Source organism: Thiomicrospira sp. ALE5 (assembly GCF_900112445.1).
Lineage (GTDB): Bacteria > Pseudomonadota > Gammaproteobacteria > Thiomicrospirales > Thiomicrospiraceae > Thiomicrospira.
The window spans coordinates 194355-209304 of the sequence record NZ_FOYY01000003.1; the positions used below are offsets into that span (position 1 = coordinate 194355).

The 14950-nt window shown below is 44.7% G+C and carries 13 protein-coding genes; 7 read left to right on the forward strand and 6 right to left on the reverse strand.

The genetic code is table 11. The features are described 5' to 3' along the window. Entirely contained in the window at positions 1-591 is a 591-nt protein-coding gene (locus tag BM293_RS01045; protein WP_093446185.1) for a LexA family protein, read from the forward strand. Here BM293_RS01045 and BM293_RS01050 read toward each other — a convergent pair. The 5 genes from BM293_RS01050 to BM293_RS01070 form a co-directional block, all read right to left on the reverse strand. After that, the gene (locus BM293_RS01050; protein ID WP_093446187.1) at positions 583-855 is read right to left on the reverse strand and encodes an EscU/YscU/HrcU family type III secretion system export apparatus switch protein; all 273 of its coding nucleotides are present in this window, start codon (positions 853-855) and stop codon (positions 583-585) included. The genes BM293_RS01045 and BM293_RS01050 overlap by 9 nt on opposite strands. 12 nt (positions 856-867) lie before the next feature. Then, entirely contained in the window at positions 868-1140 is a 273-nt protein-coding gene (locus BM293_RS01055; protein WP_093446189.1) for an STAS domain-containing protein, read from the reverse strand. A 16-nt stretch (positions 1141-1156) separates the two neighbouring features. Further along, complete coding sequence (locus BM293_RS01060) at positions 1157-1516, reverse strand: response regulator (protein WP_093446190.1); 360 nt, start codon at positions 1514-1516, stop codon at positions 1157-1159. 89 nt (positions 1517-1605) lie between these two features. Next, on the reverse strand, positions 1606-3021 hold the full coding sequence (locus tag BM293_RS01065; protein WP_093446192.1) for a PhoH family protein: 1416 nt from the start codon (positions 3019-3021) through the stop codon (positions 1606-1608). 16 nt (positions 3022-3037) lie between these two features. Then, positions 3038-3514: a peroxiredoxin gene (locus BM293_RS01070; RefSeq protein ID WP_093446194.1), complete on the reverse strand. Its 477-nt coding sequence runs from the start codon at positions 3512-3514 to the stop codon at positions 3038-3040. A gap of 236 nt (positions 3515-3750) precedes the next feature. Here BM293_RS01070 and dapA point away from each other — a divergent pair, with 236 nt between their 5' ends. The 6 genes from dapA (at position 3751) to BM293_RS01100 (ending at position 14259) form a co-directional block, all read left to right on the forward strand. Further along, complete coding sequence (dapA, locus tag BM293_RS01075) at positions 3751-4614, forward strand: 4-hydroxy-tetrahydrodipicolinate synthase (protein WP_093447811.1); 864 nt, start codon at positions 3751-3753, stop codon at positions 4612-4614. Further along, positions 4611-5663, forward strand: a complete 1053-nt coding sequence (gene bamC / locus BM293_RS01080; RefSeq protein WP_093446196.1) for an outer membrane protein assembly factor BamC — start codon at positions 4611-4613, stop codon at positions 5661-5663. Before dapA ends, bamC begins: the two co-directional genes overlap by 4 nt. 55 nt (positions 5664-5718) lie before the next feature. Next, positions 5719-9591: a phosphoribosylformylglycinamidine synthase gene (gene purL, locus BM293_RS01085; protein WP_093446198.1), complete on the forward strand. Its 3873-nt coding sequence runs from the start codon at positions 5719-5721 to the stop codon at positions 9589-9591. 159 nt (positions 9592-9750) lie between these two features. Beyond that, positions 9751-11673: a 5'-nucleotidase C-terminal domain-containing protein gene (locus BM293_RS01090; protein WP_093446200.1), complete on the forward strand. Its 1923-nt coding sequence runs from the start codon at positions 9751-9753 to the stop codon at positions 11671-11673. Between the two features lie 229 nt (positions 11674-11902). After that, positions 11903-13393, forward strand: a complete 1491-nt coding sequence (locus tag BM293_RS01095; protein WP_093447813.1) for a SulP family inorganic anion transporter — start codon at positions 11903-11905, stop codon at positions 13391-13393. Beyond that, positions 13393-14259 (forward strand): universal stress protein, encoded by an 867-nt coding sequence (locus tag BM293_RS01100; RefSeq protein WP_093446202.1) that lies wholly within the window; start codon positions 13393-13395, stop codon positions 14257-14259. The genes BM293_RS01095 and BM293_RS01100 overlap by 1 nt, the downstream gene beginning before the upstream one ends. On the opposite strand, the gene BM293_RS01105 is transcribed toward BM293_RS01100, so the two are convergent. After that, entirely contained in the window at positions 14256-14936 is a 681-nt protein-coding gene (locus BM293_RS01105; RefSeq protein ID WP_159428442.1) for a DUF5610 domain-containing protein, read from the reverse strand. The two genes, BM293_RS01100 and BM293_RS01105, sit on opposite strands and share 4 nt — an antisense overlap. Between the last annotated feature and the right edge of the window lie 14 nt (positions 14937-14950).

Here is a 14950-nt window from a genome sequence, read left to right on the forward strand (position 1 = left end):
ATGACTAAATCAGTAAAATCAGCACACGGTGGCAAACGACAAGGTGCCGGGCGTAAAGCAGGCAGTGGACCTTTTGGTGAACCGACCAAAGTCATGCGTGTGCCGGTGTCTAAGGTGAGCATGATGAAAGCTTGGTTGCACCAGTTGTATGAGCCTTCAGTGACATCGGTTGGCGAATGGCAGCTAGTTAATCCAGTGAGCAAGGTTATGCTTCCCGTGTTTAGTCATAAAGTCATCGCCGGTTTTCCATCACCTGCAGACGATAACCAAGAAGATACTATCGATTTAAATGAAACCTTTGCACCAAGTACGCAGACTAGTTTTATCGTTCGGGTACAGGGTGACTCGATGATTGAAGCGGGGATTTTGCCAGGGGATCAGTTGGTAATCGATCGCAGCATTGAACCCGTGTCGGGCAAAATTGTTGTGGCTTCGATAGATGGTGATTTAACATTAAAACGCTTGATTAAAAAGGAGGGCAAAATGTGGCTTTACCCTGAAAACAAGCACTATCAACCAATTGTTGTTGCCGAGGAAAGTGAGCTGGTTATTTGGGGCGTCGTTGTGTCTGTGTTGCGTAAATTAATTTGAGCGTGCCTGTTGCTGATTAACATGATGAGCAAAAGCCAAAACTTGCGCTACAGCATGAAATAAGGGCTTGGGAATACGCGATTCAAGAGGAAGTTGGGCTAATGCTGCAGTTAGATCGGCATCTTGATAGAGGGGGATATTGTGTTCGTTAGCCCGCTGAATAATTTGCTCCGCAACCCGTCCTTGACCCGAAGCGGTGACCCGAGGCAAGTCCCCTTCATCATACTGAAGGGCAATCGCCTGATGTTGCTGCGTTTTAGACATGATAGCCTGTGTTTATAGTTGTAAAAACTCAGTTAAGCCAAGGTTTTCTGCGTTTTTAATTAACGAGTCACTCGGGTCTTGCCAAGTCAAAGCTTGGCCTTCACGTTGAACGCGAGTCACAAATGCCACCAGCAATTGTAATCCTGCCGTGTCAACGTTTTGGACTTGGTCAGCCTGTAAGGTAATACCGCCTTCCAAGCCTAAAAGCGCTTCACCTAGTCGTGTGTACTCAGCTTGCACATTTTGAATGGTCAATGACTCAGGTAACGATAGCTGATTACTCATGGTAGCCACTCCTAAATTAAATAACACGACCTATTACGGATAAGAGTTTTTCTGGACTAAAAGGTTTAACAATCCAGCCGGTAGCGCCGGCTTCTTTTCCTTTGCCTTTCATGTCACCAGAAGATTCTGTGGTTAAACATAAAATAGGGGTGAATTTGTAGTTTGGTAACGCTCTTAGCGCCGTTATCAGTTCAATACCATTCATGTTAGGCATATTGATGTCCGTTACCACAACATCAAACTGTTGTTGCTTGGCAATATCAAGTGCAATTGCACCGTCTTCAGCCTCAGTGACTTGATGACCAGCCGAGGTGAGCGACATGGATACCATTTGGCGCATGGATTTAGAGTCATCAACAGCTAAGATTTTTGGCATGGGTTTTTCTCACTTTATTAAATTTTAACTTATCAGGATTTTACGCTGAATTTAAATGGCTGTAAACAATCTTCCCAGTCGCTTGACTATTAAAGCGCATCTGAAGCAAACTCAGCCAGTCTTGAGCGTTCGCCTTGTTTAAGGGTCATGTGTGCACCATGTTCCCAATCCTTAAAGCGATCAACAACATAGGTTAGTCCTGATGTTGTTTCTGTAAGGTAGGGTGTATCAATCTGACCAATATTACCTAGACAAATAATTTTGGTGCCCGCACCAGCACGTGTAATGAGTGTTTTCATTTGTTTAGGGGTGATGTTTTGCGCTTCATCAATAATAATGTATTTCTTCATAAAGGTGCGGCCGCGCATGAAGTTGAGTGATTTGATTTTGATGCGTTTGTTGAGCAATTCATTGGTGCTTTGTTTTTCCCAGTCGGTATGCTCACCATCACTTGCAGTGAGTGCCTCTAGGTTATCCATTAAAGCCCCCATCCAAGGGGTCATTTTTTCCTCTTCCGTTCCGGGTAAAAAACCTATGTCTTCACCAATGGGAATGGTAGCGCGTGTCATGATGATTTCATTGTAAATACCGCTATCCAGCGTTTGCTCTAAGCCGCATGCCAGTGCAAGTAGGGTTTTACCCGTACCTGCCGGTCCAAGCAAGGACACGAAGTCAATTTCTGGATCCATCAAGAAGTTCATTGCCATATTCTGCTCGACATTACGAGCATTGATACCCCACACAGTGTGAGTTTTAGATGAATAGTCAGTTAAGGTTTGTAGTGTGGCAAGTTCACCGTCAATCTTGCGAATAATAGCACTAAAGCCTGAATCGTTTGGACTGATTAAACATTGGTTTGGGTACCAGTTACAATCGGGAGCCACTTTAAGCTCGTAAAAACTTCTCCCTTCGCTTTGCCAGGCTTTCATATCGCTGCCATGCTGCTCAAAAAAGTTATCATTTAGTGTTTCATAACCGGTGTAGAGCAAATCGGCATCTTCAAGCACGCGGTCATTAAAATAGTCCTCAGAGTGCAAGCCTACAGCCGAAGCTTTTATGCGCATATTAATGTCTTTGGTCACCAAAGTAATGTTGCGCTCTGGCATTTGTGCTTGTAAAGCTAGACCTACTTTTAGGATTTGATTGTCTGCTTTGTGACTCGGGATATTGACGGGTAGCTCAACTTCCAGTGGTTCAGTTTCAAAAAATAATTTACCTAAGTGGCTGTGGTCACGTCGTTTGGCTGGATGAATATTTTCAAGGTTTAAACCTTGCTTAAGCATTTCAAAGTTAGATCCATTGATAACTTGATCAAGTAACCTGTTGGTTTCACGGACATTTCGTGCAACTTCTGACATGCCTTTCTTTGCATGATCCAGTTCTTCCAAAACGGTCATGGGGATGTAAAGGTCATGTTCATCGAAATTGAACAGAGCCATGGGATCATGCATTAGAACGTTAGTGTCCAAAATAAACAAGCGAGTTGATCTAGTCGAATTTGTCATAGCTGATCCTTGAAAATTACAAGTTTTTTAGGGTGTTTAAAACAGTTTGAGCATGGTCGGCTACCTTTACTTTTCGCCATGAAGCACAAACTTGCCCTGTGCTATTGAGCAAGAAGGTAGAACGTTCTATTCCCATATATTCTTTACCAAAGTTCTTTTTTAATTTAATTACATCAAAGGCACGGCATATCACTTCTTCTGGATCGCTAATCAGCTCAAAGGGAAAATTGTATTTTGCTTTAAAGTTTTGGTGCTTCGTTAGCGTATCTTTTGATACACCGACTATGGCACAATTTAACGCCGTAAATTCCTGGTACAAATCCCGGAAATCTTGCCCCTGTTGAGAACAACCAGGCGTGTTATCTTTTGGATAGAAGTAGAGCACAAGTGATCGGCCAGCAAGATCTTTTTCCGTTATGAGCTGGTCGGGTGTGGCTGCAAGTTTAAAGGCTGGCAAGGTCAGGTTTTGATCCGATTCTAGTGCAAAATCCATGGGGCAAGATCCTTTTTATCATTCCAAGTGTTTATAATGAATCAGGTTCTTAGTATGGTATCAAATCGAATATGACGCAATAGTCGCTAATAATGATTTGTAATATAGGTTTTCACAGTTGAACTAATTTAACCTTGGCGTTAATATTACGATCTTTAATGCAACTTCGATGTTGCACGTTCATAATTTTGATTTTTCTTGGTTTTGTGGAGTAGGTTTTGGCATTAACTGGCAGCATGGTGGCACTGGTCACCCCAATGAATGATGATGAAACGATTGATTATGCTGCACTAGCCAGTTTAATTGAATGGCATATTGAATCGGGTACGCAAGCCATTGTTGCAGTGGGTACAACCGGTGAGTCAGCTACGCTTGATATGACAGAGCATTGTGATGTTATTCGTTTTGTAGCTGAGAAAGTTGCAGGACGAATCACTGTCATAGCCGGTACAGGTGCTAACTCAACAAGTGAAGCGATTGCGCTCACTCGCTGCGCCAAAAAGGCGGGGGCTGATGCTTGTTTATTGGTCACGCCTTATTACAATAAACCCACCCAAGAAGGTTTGTTTTTACATTACAAAAAAATTGCAGAAGCTGTTGATATTCCACAGATTTTATACAATGTGCCTGGCCGAACTGCATGTGACTTGCAGCCAGAAACCATTGGCCGTTTATCAAGCATAGTGAATATCATAGGAGTGAAAGAGGCCACAGGCGATCTTTCTCGGGTTGCCAAAATTCAAGCACTCGTACCGGCTAACTTTTATTTGTATAGCGGTGATGATGCAACGGCAGTAGATTTTATTTTACTAGGTGGGCATGGTGGCATATCAGTAACAGCCAACATTGTACCCGATCAGGTAGCACGAGCCTATCAAGCTGCACTTGACGGCGATTCAAATCTTGCACACGAGCTTGATCAACCGCTCGCGTCTTTGCATCAACATTTATTTGTAGAGGCAAACCCCATTCCCGTTAAATGGGCTTTGGCGCAAACTCGTAAGATAAATCCCGCGATTCGATTACCCTTAACGCCTTTATCTGAGCCTTTTCATGGATTAGTATCTGAGGCACTGACTCAAGCAGGAGTAACTATTTGAATTCGACATACAAAGCAGCAGGCCTGGTAACCGCTTTAGCACTATTAAGCGGGTGTTCCGTATTTAAAGGCGGAGAAACCGACTTTCGAGACAGTGAAGGGCGATTGATGCAGGGGTTAGAGTTGCCGCCCAATTTTGTCTCACCTGGGCAAGAACGTGCGCAACTTAATAGACACTTGTCTGCTCCGGTGCTTCAAGAAAATGACACCCTGCCCAGAGTGAGTGCTACTGGCGTAAGTGTCGAGTCCAACTTAGTACAGCGTTGGTTGGTGTTTGAGGATAAGACCAGCTTTGAAGTTTACAATTTGTTGCAGCGCTTTGTTGCTGGTCAGGGTTTCGAAATTGCAATGGCCAATTTTGATTTGGGACTGGTTCAAACTGACTATTTGGCACGCACGGACATTGCCCCCGTGGCATTAGAAGTTAGCCTGCTTACTCGCTTATTAAATCGCTGGCGTGAAGAGCGAGTAACAGGTTTATATGATCGCTATAGTTTTCAGATTACCGAGCAAGACGGACAGGTTGCTGTTTTTGTGCAACACAACATGATGACTGCTGACTCATCGGGTGACATCACACAATGGCGCTTACGTTCCTATGATCCGATGATGGAAATGCTAGCCTTGCATCGTTTTCTAGTATTTGCGGGTGATACCAGCGAAAGTGCTGTTGAGAAAATCGCGCAAGCGCCTTACTATCACGAAGTTTTGCATGGTGAAGAAATCCGCGGTATTGCGCTTGCAGCACCAATAGAACAAGCGTGGGATTATCTACAGGCACAGGCTGTACGCGCTGATTGGAACATTGTTAGTCAATCACGCAGTGAGCGCATTATTTTGGTTGAAGTGAATGAAGATACGTCGAGTCTAAATTGGTTAAATCGAATTTTTGCTGGCCAGCGTAGTAGGGTGTTGGTGTTGATGCTTGCTGAGGATAGTGAACGTGATGGTGTTACACTAGTTCAGCTTAATGCACAAGCAAGTGACACGCCCATTAATGGTGAGCAACGACGCGCGTATCTTGAGCAGCTTGGTCTGTTATTCGATTAAATCATTTCATCTCATCAACCCTCGTCATGAGGGTTTTTTCATTGGAAGTTAGGTTATGTATATTATCTGGGGTCAGTCTGCCCATTCTGAATATCGTCTGCAACAATTAACGGCTAAATTACAACAACATGGCTCGTTAACTCAGTTACGCAGCCAGTGGTTTTACATGATAACAAGTAGCGTGTCATTATCAGGTGAGCGTCTAGTGGCACTCGGCTTGTTATTAAATGGTCAGCAAGCGAATGTGGCTAAAATGGCCGAGCAACCCAGTTGTTTTGTAACCCCGCGAGCAGGAACGATTTCACCTTGGTCAACTAAAGCCACAGATATTGCCCATTTATCCGGTTTTGAAGAGGTTACACGTATTGAGCGTGGCACGGCATTCTACCTAACGGGTCATGATTCTAGCCAAGCATCGGCATATTATGCGCCGCTATTTGATCGTATGACCTCGCAGATTTGGACGAATGAAGCTGACTTGAACAGTTTATTTCAGCAGGGCCAAGCACGAAATGTGAACTATGTTGATGTGTTAAATGGCGGTCGTAAAGCACTGGTTAACGCGAATCAATCATTAGGCTTAGCTTTAAGTGATGATGAAATAGATTATCTAGTAACTAACTTTAATCAATTGCAACGTAACCCCACCGATGCAGAATTAATGATGTTCGCGCAAGCAAACTCTGAGCATTGCCGCCATAAGATTTTTAATGCTGATTGGGTCATAGATGGTCAATCTAAAGATCAAACGTTATTTGGTATGATCCGCAACACCTATCGTCATCACTCCGAGGGTGTGCTGTCAGCCTATAGTGATAATGCGGCGGTATTGGCCGGTGCAGATGCAACACGTTTTTTTCCAGACCCGCAAACGGCTGCCTATGGTTATTCAAGTGAACCGACGCATATTCAAATCAAAGTCGAAACGCATAACCATCCTACAGCGATTTCACCTTTCCCGGGCGCGGCTACTGGAGCGGGTGGTGAGATTCGAGATGAGGGCGCTACCGGGCAGGGTTCAAAACCCAAATCTGGCTTAACGGGCTTTACGGTTTCTAACCTAAACATTCCAGGGTTTAAACAACCTTGGGAACGTGACTATGGGCGTCCAGCGCGGATTGTATCGCCATTAGAAATTATGCTGGAAGGCCCGCTTGGTGCAGCAGGCTATAATAATGAGTTTGGCCGTCCAGCGATCAATGGTTATTTTAGAACCTACGAAACGCCTTTTTTGCTTGAAGATGGTCAGGAAATGCGTGGTTATCACAAGCCCATTATGTTAGCCGGTGGTTTGGGTAATATTCGTGCTATGCATGTTAAAAAGCAAGACATACCTGTTGGGGCAAAATTGGTGGTATTAGGCGGCCCAGCCATGTTAATTGGTTTAGGGGGTGGTGCCGCTTCTAGTGTCGATACGGGCACAGGTGCAGAAGACTTAGATTTTGCATCGGTACAGCGTGATAACCCGGAAATGGAGCGTCGCGTCCAGGAAGTCATTGATCGTTGTACCTATCTAGGGGATGCCAACCCCGTTGCGTCCATTCATGACGTGGGAGCGGGCGGACTATCGAATGCCTTCCCTGAGCTGGTTAACGACGCTGGTCGAGGTGGTTTATTTGACTTGCGCAAGGTGCCTAATGATGAACCCAGCATGTCGCCGATGGAAATCTGGTGTAATGAGTCGCAAGAGCGTTATGTGTTGGCCATTTATCCTGACCGTTTGGCTGAGTTTGAGGCTATTTGCCAACGTGAGCGTGCTGTTTATGCGATTGTGGGTGAAGCAACTAAAGAACAGCAGCTTCAAGTCCATGATACCTTGTTAGATGCTAATCCAGTCGACTTACCGTTAAATGTATTGTTGGGTAAGCCCCCTAAGATGCAGCGTGACGTAGCCACACGCTTGATAGGCCAGCCTGGTTTTGAGTCGGCCATTCTTAATCTTGAAGAAGTGACCGAGCGGCTGCTAAAACTGCCCACCATTGCCAGCAAATCATTTTTAATTACCATTGGTGATCGTTCGATTACGGGTATGGTCACCCGTGATCAAATGGTCGGCCCTTGGCAGGTGCCGGTGGCTGATGTGGGCGTCACGGCGGCAGATTATCAAGGTTATTTTGGTGAGGCTATGGCGATGGGCGAGCGCCCGCCGGTTGCGCTAATCAATCCAAAGGCTTCCGCTCGACTTGCTGTCGCAGAAGCGATTACCAACGTTGCAGCTGCAAGAATTGAAAACCTCAGTGACATCAAGATGTCAGCTAACTGGATGGCAGCAGCAGGGCATCCAGGTGAAGATGCTGCGCTATTTGCTGCCGTAGAAGCCGTCGGGATGGAATTATGTCCGGCATTGGGTATTGCGATTCCAGTTGGTAAAGATTCCATGTCGATGAAAACTATTTGGCAGGAACAAGGCGAGCAGAAGGCTGTTATTGCGCCGGTATCGCTCAACATTACCGCTTTTGCGCCTGTACTGGATGTGCGTAAAACCTTAACACCCCAGTTGCGTACTGATGTCAGTGAGACACAACTGCTTGCAATTGATTTGGGTCGGGGACAAAATCGACTTGGTGGCAGTTGTCTTGCTCAGGTTTACAATCAAGTAGGCGAACACAGCGCTGATCTTGATAGCGCTGAAGATTTAATTGCGTTTTTTAATGCTATTCAGCAAATGAATGAGCAGGGTCTGATTATTGCCTATCATGACCGTGCCGATGGCGGTTTATTGGTGACCTTAATGGAAATGGCTTTTGCGGGTCATTGTGGTATTGACATTGATGTCACTGCGCTAGGTGACGAGCCTATTGCAGCTCTAGCCGCCGAAGAGTTAGGTGCGGTGTTGCAAGTTAAACAAGCTGACCTTGATAAGGTTAATGCCATTCTTATTGATCAGGGCTTAGACAGTCTAAGCCATTGGATTGGTCAGTTAAACAATCGTGATGAGATAAAATTTGTGCATCAGCAGCAAACGATTCTTAATGGTGCGCGATCGCATTACCAGGCCTGGTGGTCAGAGACGTCATATCGTATGCAAGCATTACGCGACAATGCCGATTGTGCCCAACAGGAGTTTGATGCCATTACAGATAGTGTTGCTACTGAGTTAGTGGCTAAAACGACATTCGATATTAATGACAATATTAGTGCGCCGTTTATTCAAGCGGGTGTGCGTCCAAGAGTAGCTATTCTGCGTGAACAGGGCGTTAACGGCCAGCAAGAAATGGCCGCTGCATTTGATCGAGCTGGATTTAGTGCAGTCGATGTTCACATGAGTGATATCTTGTCAGGCAGAGTCACCCTCGATCAGTTTAAGGGTTTGGTGGCCTGTGGCGGTTTTTCTTATGGTGATGTATTAGGCGCCGGGCGTGGTTGGTCAAGCTCTATTTTATTTAATCCACGCGCCCGCGATGCGTTTGAAGCTTATTTTAATCGTGAAGATGCCTTTAGTTTAGGTGTGTGCAATGGGTGTCAAATGATGTCGAATTTAAAATCGATCATTCCGGGTGCCCAGCATTGGCCGGCATTTGTGCGGAATCGTTCGGAACAGTTTGAAGCCCGCCTATCATTAGTTGAAGTGCAAGAGTCGCCATCTATTTTATTAGCGGGTATGGCAGGGAGCCGAATTCCTGTAGCCGTTGCTCATGGTGAAGGACGCGTGGACTTTGTGCAGGCCAGAGGCGACGCAACGCAAGCGCATATTGGTTTGCGTTATGTTAATGCGAAAGGGGTGCCTACCGAGCGTTATCCATTTAATCCAAATGGCTCGTCTCAGGGTATTACGGGTTTAACCACCGATGATGGGCGTGTCACCATTATGATGCCGCATCCAGAGCGCGTATTCCGTGCGGTACAGCATTCATGGTGTCCTGATGACTGGACCGAAGATGCCCCATGGATGCGTTTATTTAGAAACGCACGCCGTTGGGTGGGTTAAATGAGCTTGCTCATAAAAGCGCTTTAATGTGTTATAAGATAATTCTTTTGTAAGAACCAGTAGGGTGGTTTGACTTTATTGTTGCTTTTGGTTAACATAGTTTCACTTTTTGGGAAGCGCGTGCGCTTGTGATCATAATCTAATAAACGGAGAGACCTTATGTCTTTAAATCGTCGTGAGTTTTTACATGTAATGGCCGTAGCCGCTGCGGCAGGTATGTTACCTGCTGGTGCGCGTGCAATGGGTGGTAAGCCACAAGAAGCAGATATTTCAATGTACGATATGCCAATGAAAGGCAATGTCCGTTTAATCCACACAACAGATAGTCACGCTCAGTTAAAACCTATTTTTTTCCGTGAACCGAATGTTAACCTTGGTGTAGGTGATGCGCATGGCCAACGCCCACACATCGTAGGTAAGAAACTACTGGAAAGCCTAGCTGAAAGCGGTGTTGAAATTAAAGAAGGTTCGCCTGAAGCTTATGCGTTTACCTATTTAGACTTTGATGCAGCAGCTAAAAAGTATGGCAAACTAGGCGGGTATGCCCATATCAAAACACTACTAGATATGCTGCGTAAGCAAGCTGGCGGTCGTGAAAATACTATTTACATGGATGGTGGTGACACTTGGCATGGTTCTGCGACTGCGTTATGGACACGTGGTATGGATATGGTTGAAGCGACTAATATTCTTGGCATGGACATCATGACAGGGCATTGGGAATTTACCTATACACAAGAAGAAGTGTTGCGTAACTTACAAGCCTTTAATGGCGAATACATTTCTAACAATACGCGCCTTCGTGAAGATGCTTTGTTTGGTGATGAATACTATGAGTTGGCTGAAAAATATGGTCATGGATTGTATGATGAAGACAATTTACTGCCATTCAAGCCTTATACCATTAAAGAAGTCAATGGCAACCGCGTTGCAGTAATTGGTCAAACCTTCCCTCGTATGTCTAACGCGAACCCGATCGCCAACTTCCCAGACTGGTCATTCGGTTTACGTGAAGACGAGCTACAAGATACCGTTAACCATATTCAGGCTAATGAAAATGTGGCGGCCATTGTGGTGATTTCTCACAATGGTATGGACGTGGATATTAAAATGGCGGGTCGTGTATCAGGTATTGATGCTTTCTTTGGTGGTCATACGCATGATGGTATGCCTGCTCCGACTAAAGTACGTCGTCCTGATGGTGGTACTTGTTATGTTACCAATGCCGGATCTAACGGTAAGTTTGTCGGTGTAATGGATTTAGACATCCAGAACGGTAAGTTGCAAGACGTCCATTATCGTTTGCTACCTGTTTTTGCAAACGTATTGCCTGCTGATCCAGAAATGCAAAACTACATTGATGACTTGTATGCACGTAAGTATGATGAAAACGTCATTGAAGCGCGTAACCCGAAATACCGTGTAAACCAAGACCGTTTAGGCAAAACCTATGGTGAGATTCTGAACGAAGAATTGGCTGTTGCTGGTGATACCCTGTATCGTCGTGGTAACTTCATGGGAACTTGGGACCAAATCATCGTTAACGCCCTACGTGAAGAGCACAATGCACAAATCGCAATGTCTGCGGGTGTGCGTTGGGGTACTTCAGTTATGGCCGGTGAGATGATTACCATGGAGCGCGTGATGGATGAAACCTCATTGACTTATGGCGAAACTTACCGTACAGAAATGACTGGCGCACAGCTTAAAGATATTTTTGAAGGCATTGCGGAAAACCTTTTTGTTATCGACCCTTATCTACAGTCGGGCGGTGACATGGTTCGTCTTGGTGGTATGGACTACACTATTGACCCGAACGAGGCATTGGGTAACCGTATTTCGAATATGGTTCTTGATGACGGTACGCCAATCGAAATGAATAAAACCTATTCAGTGACTGGTTGGGCGCAGGTAGATCAAGTGGGCGAAGGTCGTCTAGTTTGGGATATCGTTGCAGATTATCTACGTCGTCAAGCTAAAGAAAACAATGGTGTTGTTAAGCTAGACAAAGTCAATCACCCAACCCTAGTGGGTGTGAGTAATGATCCAGGTTTGGCAGACTATGCCGGCAAGGTGATTTAATCATCGCGTAATCTAAAGAACCCAGCTTAGGCTGGGTTTTTTGTTTCTGGACTTTCCTAACCAGGCCTGCTGATTGTGTTTGTCAGTGGCATCCGCTATAATTCGTGCAGTTTTTAAATGCATTGGATTTTCTTGATCTGATCAAATTTAAACCCTTCATTCTTCTCTTGTTTGAAATAAAACATTTCAAAACATAATTTTTTATTTAATAAACGACGGGCTTTGTATGTTGTTATCACAAAAAAAGAAAGACTGGTTTGGTAATGTCCGAGGTGATGTGCTAGCCGGTATCGTCGTCGCGTTGGCGTTAATTCCGGAAGCGATTGCGTTTTCGATTATCGCTGGTGTAGACCCGAAAGTCGGGTTATATGCCTCGTTTACGATTGCGGTTGTTATTGCCATAGTGGGCGGGCGTCCCGGAATGATCTCTGCTGCAACTGCTGCAACGGCTTTATTAATGATTAACCTGGTTAAGGATCATGGGCTTGAGTATTTATTGGCTGCGGGTATCTTAGCAGGCCTGCTGCAAATATTAGCCGGGTATCTCAGACTTGATCGTTTTATTAGTTTTATTTCACGATCGGTGATGACGGGATTTTTAAACGCGCTGGCGATTTTAATTTTTATGTCCCAGCTACCGGAATTGACCAATGTAACCTGGCATGTCTACGCCTTAACCATTATAGGTTTATTTATTGTTTATTTATTTCCTTATATTCCAAAAATTGGTCAGATGCTGCCTTCACCGCTGGTGGTGATTATTGTGCTGACCGCTATTGTCTTAGCCATGGGTATCGACGTGCGTACAATTGGCGATTTAGGTGAATTACCTGATAGCCTACCGGTGTTTTTAATTCCAGATGTGCCGTTTAATTTAGAAACGCTATGGATTATCTTGCCTTATTCTGCTGCTATTGCAATTGTAGGGTTACTTGAGTCTCTAATGACAGCGCAAGTGTTGGATGAGATGACCGATACCGATTCTGATAAAGCCCGTGAATGTAAAGGTCAGGGCGTGGCGAATATTGCATCTAACTTAACCGGTGGTATGGCAGGTTGTGCGATGATTGGCCAATCGGTTATCAATATTAAATCCGGCGGGCGTGGACGTTTATCGACCTTTACCGCGGGCGCGGTGTTACTCATTATGGTGGTGTTTGTGGCCGATTATTTAGCCGTCGTGCCCATGGCCGCCTTAGTAGCGATTATGATTATGGTATCCATCGGAACATTTAGCTGGGTATCCATCCCTGAAATGCGAACCAATCCTTTATCAGCCACCGTTGTGATGCTGACAACCGTCATTGTTACGCTTTGGACGCATAACTTGGCCTTTGGTGTTATTTCAGGTGTGGTTTTAGCCGCATTATTTATGGCTTATCGTATGACCGAACTTATGTCGATAGAATCAGCCTATAATGAAGCGACGAGTAGTCGAACCTATAGAGTAAAGGGTCAGATATTTTTTAATTCTGCGGAAAAGTTCATCAATCATTTTGACTATAAAGAAGCGCTTGATAAGGTGATCATTGATGTATCAGCGGCGCATTTCTGGGATATTAGTGCGGTTTATGCGCTTGATAAAACCGTGATAAAGCTACGACGTGAAGGTGCAGATGTTGAGGTTATTGGATTAAATACAGCCAGTGCTGATTTGGTCGCTAAATACGCGGCACACCCTGATCCAAAAAAAGCTGAAAAATTCATGGGAGGTCATTGATGGAAAACCTGGCAAACAAGTGGGTGGTGGCGTGTATCGATCCATCTGTCACTGCTGATTCGGTGGTTGATGCGGCTGCATGGATCGCCCAGCAAGTCAACTCACCACTAGAACTATTACATAGCCTTGAGCACAGTATGCTATTAAATCACATAGATCGCTCAGCCAGTTATCGTCCTAATATGCGTGAAGATTTGATGGACGACTTGTCGCAACAGGAACGAGCTGAAAGTAAACGTCTTATTGCACTGGGTAAGCAGATGCTAGACGCGCAAGTCGCGCGTTTAGCAATTTCAGACATTAAGAAAATCGCCACCAAGCAACGCCATGGCAATTTGGCGACTGCATTACAGGATATCGAAGCCGAAATTAGGGTGCTGGTTTTGGGTATGCGTGGAGAAGCGCATAGGGATCAAGAGCAGGGTATTGGCGAGCAACTAGAAGATACGATTCGGGCTATACACAAGCCCATTTATATTGTGAATGGGCAGTTTTCGATACCCAAAACACTCTTGTTGGCATACAACGATACGGAGGCAGCGCGAAAAGCATTACGGTTTGTATGTGACAGTCCATTGTATGCAGATATCGACATTCATTTAGTCCATGTCAATAATAATCCACAAATTGGCCAGCCAATTCTAGATGCGGCAGCGATTTCATTATCAAAAGCAGGGCGACAGTATCAAGCAACGCTGTTAGCGGGGGACCCGCAAACAGCGTTATTAACCTATCAGCAAAGTAAGCAAATTGATTTGATTGTCATGGGTGCCTTGACCCATGGTGCATTACATCAATTGTTTTTTGGTAGTTTAGCGTTAAAAGTATTACAACAAACCAAAACATCGGTACTGTTAATTCGCTAGTTTACGGCAACTTTATCCATGTCACTTGTTTTAGCGGCGTCAGCTTCAGCGGCGTTCGCTAGTTTTTCAAGTTGTTGTGCGCGAAAGTCTTGTAAACCTTGTTGGACAAGTTGGTAGGTTTTATCGGCATTTTCTTTAATACTGCCATCAAATACATCAAACCCAGTAAGTAACTCGGTCGCTTGTTTAAATCCTTTTTCAATGCCACCGCCTACGACCTCCAAAAAACGATCTAAAACCGCTTCACCTTCTAAATCAGGATTCGCTTTTTTAAAGGCTTCAAACATCGCTGTTGTGCCTAATACGATACGACTAGCGGTATTTTCTGGGGACCAATAATCCATTCCGCCTTGCTCAGCCAATTTTTCGGCGTTGATCGCATCAGGGCCTAAATCAGTTTCAAGTGCTTGATTGATTTGATCAATTGCTTCTTGGAATAAAATTTTAGATGCATTCTGCTCACCATTCGATTTATCACCAAATAGATGTTGGATTATGCTCGCTTGTGCTTGAATACGCGCGGTTTCTTTAGTGACTTGTTGCTCAACACCACCAACATTCACCACCAAGCCGGGTGATGATTTATTTGATTTTTCATGTGCTTGGCTTAAACCTTTTTCTGGGTTCGTTTGTGCTGCATTAGGCATGGTTTTTGCCGCTGGATTGATCATGTTCATGTTGTTGTCCTCAC